This window comes from Microbacterium sp. B24, from assembly GCF_000333415.1.
GTDB lineage: Bacteria > Actinomycetota > Actinomycetes > Actinomycetales > Microbacteriaceae > Microbacterium.
The window spans coordinates 1-3,889 of record NZ_BADB01000540.1; the positions used below are offsets into that span (position 1 = coordinate 1).

Consider the following 3,889-nt stretch of genomic DNA (forward strand, 5'->3'; position numbering starts at 1 on the left):
GGCCTGCTGGAGACGTGGCTGCCCCGCTTGGACGAACGAAGCGATGCCTGGCTGGTCGTGCAGCGAAACCTCGGGTCCGACTCGCTGCAGAGGTGGCTGGCGGCGACGTTCGACAACGGATACTCCGTGACGCGCGCGGCGACCGGACGCGGCTTCCGCGTGCTCAAAGTGCGCCGTCACGGTGCCGTGCGCACCGGCGCCATCGAACTGCCCTGAGTCTCCAGACCCGCCCTGGGTTTCCAGACCCGCCCTGGGTCCCCCGCGATCGACGCCGCGTCAGGCCAGGCGCACCTCGCCGGAGTAGACGAGAGCCGCCGGCCCCGACAGGAGCACGTGGTCGCCGTCGCCTTCGGCGACGATGCGAACGCCCAGGATGCCGCCGGGCACCTCGACGCTCCAGTGATCGGGCGCCGCGGGACCAGCCCAGTGACGAACGGCGAGGGCCGCCGCCGCGACACCCGTGCCGCAGGAAAGCGTCTCACCCACACCGCGTTCGAAGACACGCATACGGATGCTGCCGACGCCGTTCTTCACGAGCGGGTCGGCCGGAACGACGAACTCGACGTTCGCCCCGGCGACCGGCTCCGGATGCAGCAGCGGCTGCACGGTGAGGTCGAGCTCCTCGAGCTCAGCCGTGCTGGAAAGCGCCACGACGACGTGCGGGTTGCCGACGTCGATGCCCTGACCGGGCCGGGCGACGTCGAGTCCCCGCGCCTTCACGACGGTGTCGCCGTCGATGGCGAAGACGCCGAGGTCGACCTCGAAGCCCAGGTCGCTGCGCGTCAAGGTCTTGATGCCGGCGCGCGTGCCGATGCGCAGCGGTGCGGCGTCGATGTCGGCACGGCCGGTGTCCACCAGGTACTTCGCGAAGACGCGCGTGCCGTTGCCGCACATCTCGGCGGCGGATCCGTCGGCGTTGCGGTAGTCCATGAACCACTCGGCGTCCCCGCTCGCCGCACCCTCGGCGATGCGGGCGCTGCGAACGACGCGCAGGATGCCGTCGCCGCCGATGCCGAAGCGGCGATCGCACAGGGCCGCCACCTGGGCGGCGCTCAGGTCGAGGGCGCCCTCGTCATCGGGCACGATCACGAAGTCGTTCCCGGTGCCGTGGCCCTTGGTGAATGCGATGGACTCTCCCACCCGGTCAGTCTACGGTTTGCAGGCCGCGCCTCGGCCGGCCGCGCGCGAGCGACGTGGCAGGATCTGAGGGTGACAGAACCCGCTCTCTCCTCTCACGCGCTCCCCCTCGACAGCGATGCTGCCGCCGCGATGTGGGACGCCTACCGCGCCGCGCGGCCCGAAGCGGTGCTCGCCGGGGGCGAGTACACCGTCGAGCACTTCGGTGACAACGCCCGGCTCGCCGACGAACTCCTCGACATCGTGCTGTCGGGGCGGAAACGGGCGACGGCAGAGCTCGTGGCCGACTTCGTCGCTCGGGGCGATCTCGTGCCGCGCATCGGATCGCACTGGATCGCGTGCGACAGCTCCGGCGCACCGCGCATCATCATGCGCACGACCGAACTGAGGTTGGGTCCTTTCACCAGCGGCGACGCGGCATTCGCCGCCGACGAGGGCGAGGACGACGGATCGCTGGAGAGCTGGCAGCGCGAGCACCGCCGCTACTGGACGCGCGTCGCCGCAGCCCGCGGAGCCGAATGGTCGGAGGAGGACGAGATCGTCTTCGAACGCTTCCGCGTCGTCTGGCCCCCCGAGCACGCCGACTGAACGACGAGGAGCGGCTCGGGCTGCACGGTGAGTGTGCGGACTTCGCTCACGCCACCGATGCTGCCAGGACGACCGCGTCGACGTCGGGCGCGACCCAGCGCACGTCGGCATACCGGCGAAACCACGACACCTGGCGCCGCGCGTAGCGTCGGGTGAGCGCCTGCGTCTGGGCGATGGCCTCGGACGCATCGAGCTCACCCGCCACGTGCGCCAACGCCTGCGCGTAGCCGATGGCCCGGCTGGCCGTCACGCCCTGCTCGAGACCGCGGTCGCGGAGGGCTGCGACTTCGGTGAGAAGGCCCTCGCGCCACATGCGGGTCACCCGCTCGTCGAGGCGCGCGACGAGGGTTGCACGCTCGACCTCCACACCGATGAGGGTCGTCGGCACGTGCCAGAGCACGGGATCTGCGGGCAGGACGGCGCCGTGACCGCGGTCGCCCTGCACGGCGACCTCGAGGGCGCGCACGATCCGCCGAGCGTTGCGCGCATCGATACGGTCGGCGGTCGCCGGGTCCAGTGCGCGCAGACGCTCCAGGAGCGGCCCGGGGCCGCCTTTCTCGAGATCCGCTTCCAGCTGTGCGCGCAGGATGTCGTCGTGCGGCGGGAAACGGAAGTCGTAGACGACACTCGAGACGTAGAGGCCCGAGCCGCCGACGAGGATGGCGTCCGCTCCGCGGTGGAAGATCTCTGAGATGACGGTACGGGCCGCTTCCTGGTACGCCGCGACCGCGGCCTCATCCGTGACCTCGAGCACATCGAAGAGATGGTGCGGGATGCCGCGGCGCTCGGCGACCGACAGCTTGGCGGTGCCGATGTCCATCCCGCGATACAGCTGCATGGCGTCGGCGTTGACGATCTCCGCCGGGCGACCGCGGGCGGTGAGCGCTTCCGCGAGCCGCAGGGACAGATCGGACTTGCCCGTGCCCGTGGCGCCCACGACGCCCCACAGACGCCCGGTCACCCGAGGCGGAGCGTCGGCAACCCGAGCGACACCGCGCGGGGTGCGCCCGTCTCGCCCGCGACGCCCGAGGATGTCGGCACGCCGCATGACTCCGCCTGGGTGCGATCCCAGGCGTCGCCCGCGCGCGTGCGCCGAATGCGCAGCGGCGCCCCGTCGGGGCTATCGGCGAGCAGGTGGAACGGAGCGGCGTGCGTCACGGTCACCGTCACGACGTCTCCGGGGCGCGGAACGGCCGAGCCCCGAGGCAGCTCGAAGTGGACGAGCCGATTGTCTTCGGCGCGGCCGGTCAGGCGGTGGGTCTCGGCATCCTTCTTTCCCTCGCCGGTCGAGACCAGCACCTGCAGCTCGCGGCCGATCTGGGCCTGGTTCTCTTCGAGGCTGATGCGCTCCTGCAGGGCGATGAGCCGCTCGTACCGCTCTTGCACCACGGCCTTCGGCACCTGGTCGGGCATCGTCGCGGCGGGGGTGCCCTCACGGATCGAGTACTGGAAGGTGAAGGCGCTGGCGAACCGTGCCTGCGCGACGACACGCATCGTGTCCTCGAAATCCTCATCCGTCTCACCGGGGAAGCCGACGATGATGTCGGTGGAGATCGCCGCGTGCGGGATGCGGTCGCGGACCCGCTCGAGGATGCCAAGAAAGCGGTCACTGCGGTAGGAACGCCGCATCGCCCGTAGGACGCGATCGGATCCGGACTGCAGCGGCATGTGCAGCTGCGGCATGACCTGAGGAGTCTCGGCCATGGCATCGATGACGTCATCGGTGAAGGCGGCCGGGTGCGGACTGGTGAAGCGGATGCGCTCGAGCCCCGGGATCTGCCCGGCGGCACGCAGCAGCTTGCCGAACGCCTGACGGTCACCGAACTCGACCCCGTAGCTGTTGACGTTCTGACCCAGGAGGGTGACCTCGACGGCGCCGTCCTCGACGAGGAGCCGGATCTCGTTGAGGATGTCGCCGGGGCGGCGATCCTTCTCCTTGCCGCGCAGGCTCGGCACGATGCAGAAGGTGCAGGTGTTGTTGCATCCGACGGAGATCGAGACCCAGCCGCTGTGCACGGCGTCGCGCTTGGTCGGCAGGGTCGAGGGGAAGACCTCGAGCGCCTCGAGGATCTCCAGTTCTGCATCGCCGTTGTGGCGCGCCCGCTCGAGGAGGCTGGGCAGCGAGCCCATGGACTCTAGAGGATCCCCGGGACCGAGCTCGAAT

At 70.5% G+C, this 3,889-nt stretch carries 4 protein-coding genes and 1 pseudogene; 2 read left to right on the forward strand and 3 right to left on the reverse strand.

Translation table 11 applies throughout. The features are described from left to right. Positions 1–216 (forward strand): annotated as a pseudogene (locus I5I_RS15790) (16S rRNA methyltransferase); the annotation flags it as partial. A gap of 60 nt (positions 217–276) precedes the next feature. On the opposite strand, the gene dapF reads toward I5I_RS15790, so the two are convergent. Next, on the reverse strand, positions 277–1,140 hold the full coding sequence (gene dapF / locus I5I_RS15795) for a diaminopimelate epimerase (protein ID WP_036322049.1): 864 nt from the start codon (positions 1,138–1,140) through the stop codon (positions 277–279). 129 nt (positions 1,141–1,269) lie between these two features. On the opposite strand from dapF, the gene I5I_RS15800 reads away from it, so the two are divergent. Continuing rightward, the gene (locus tag I5I_RS15800) at positions 1,270–1,725 is read left to right on the forward strand and encodes an ASCH domain-containing protein (RefSeq protein ID WP_051039695.1); all 456 of its coding nucleotides are present in this window, start codon (positions 1,270–1,272) and stop codon (positions 1,723–1,725) included. A gap of 46 nt (positions 1,726–1,771) precedes the next feature. Here I5I_RS15800 and miaA read toward each other — a convergent pair whose 3' ends face one another. Together miaA and I5I_RS15810 are read right to left on the reverse strand one after the other, a co-directional pair. Then, positions 1,772–2,686, reverse strand: a complete 915-nt coding sequence (gene miaA / locus I5I_RS15805; RefSeq protein WP_036322055.1) for a tRNA (adenosine(37)-N6)-dimethylallyltransferase MiaA — start codon at positions 2,684–2,686, stop codon at positions 1,772–1,774. Continuing rightward, positions 2,683–3,889 (reverse strand): MiaB/RimO family radical SAM methylthiotransferase (locus I5I_RS15810; RefSeq protein ID WP_036322058.1); only part of this gene is annotated, 1,207 nt, incomplete at its 5' end. The genes I5I_RS15810 and miaA, both read right to left, overlap by 4 nt.

What these genes read in the sequence shown, in the direction of transcription:
- I5I_RS15800 (WP_051039695.1), top strand. Translation starts at nt 1,270, where the DNA reads ATGTGGGACGCCTACCGCGCCGCGCGGCCCGAAGCGGTGCTCGCCGGG.